Source organism: Micromonospora sp. MW-13 (assembly GCF_003434305.1).
GTDB lineage: Bacteria > Actinomycetota > Actinomycetes > Mycobacteriales > Micromonosporaceae > Micromonospora.
The window spans coordinates 1-1,191 of record NZ_QKKX01000090.1; the positions used below are offsets into that span (position 1 = coordinate 1).

The following is a 1,191-nucleotide window of genomic DNA, read 5'->3' on the forward strand; positions in this document are numbered from 1 at the left end:
ATCGTCCGCCACCCCCACCCGCACCACCGATCCGCCCGAGGACAGGTCCAGCGCCACCTCCTCCTGGCCGGTGTACCGGGCCAGCACCCCGACGAGGCCCGCCAGCACCACCACCCCGGCCGGCTCCGGGCCCGCCAGCTCGGGCAACTCCAGCGTCCGCAGCTCCGACGCCGCCCGGGCCGGCCACACCAACGGCCGCCGCAGGTCACCCATCAGGTCGAGGGCCTCGAAGTCGGCACCGGGCCCGGCGACACCCGCAGCCTGGGCCTGACCACCAACGAACCCGACAGACATGAGCCAACCTCCGAATCAAAACCGGCGTCACCTGCACGGGTACGGCCGGGTCAGGAAATCCAGGAACTCCGTGGGCGCGGACGGCCGCGCCCACGGCACGAGGGGTACGGGTGAAACGTTCAGCCAGCGAGGTGGGCCGGCGCGGGCCCGGCTTGAAGGAAGCGCAGCATGTGTCCGTTCAGCTCCTCGGCGAAGCTGTACGGCAGGTAGTCGGTGCGGATGGTGACGCGCAGGAGTGCGTGGTCGGCGCGGGGCAGCACCTCGACCGTGAGGCCGTTGGGCACCTCCCGGGCGTACGGTTCGACGATCTCCTCGGTCCGGCAGCCGGGCAGTTCCAGCGGGTGCACCACGTTGTCCTGGAAGACGAAGGTCGGCAGGCTGGCCACCACCTCGCCGGAGATCCCGGCGGACGGGTCGTTGGCGGTCTCCGCGAACGGGACGTCCTGGGCCCGCATGAGGTCGCTGATCGTCTCGTGGACCCGCAGGACGAGGCTGCCGTCCTCCGGCCCGTCGAACCGGACCCGGACGCAGTTGAGGTTGAGCCTGGTGGTGAAGGCGGAGTCGAGGACGCGGCTGCCCCGCTTGGCGACGACCATCAGCAGGGCGATGTCGTCCTGCTGGTTGACGGCGCGCAGTGCGGAGGCGAACGCGGCGGCGAAGAGGCTGGAGCGGCTGAACCGGTGTTCCCGGGCGGCGCGGTCCCAGCGTTCCAGCACGTCGGGGGTGACGGTGGCGATGTGCCCGGCCTTGGGGCCCCAGGCCAGCGCCTGTTCCAGCGACGCGTCGGCCGGGGGCTCGCCCTGGCGGGGCAGGCCGCGTAACTGCTCACGCCAGTACGCCCGTTGCGTCTCCAGGTCGGCGGCCTCGCGCAGGCGGGTGAACTCGTCGTACACCTGA

The 1,191-nt window shown here is 72.0% G+C and carries 2 protein-coding genes; both read right to left on the bottom strand.

What is annotated here, in order from left to right:
- The coding region (locus C5N14_RS30495) for a hypothetical protein (RefSeq protein WP_133305774.1) at nucleotides 1–294 on the bottom strand (294 nt) is incomplete at its 3' end.
- 119 nt (nucleotides 295–413) lie between these two features.
- A partial coding sequence (locus tag C5N14_RS30500; RefSeq protein WP_243640262.1) for a condensation domain-containing protein occupies nucleotides 414–1,191 on the bottom strand: 778 nt, incomplete at its 5' end.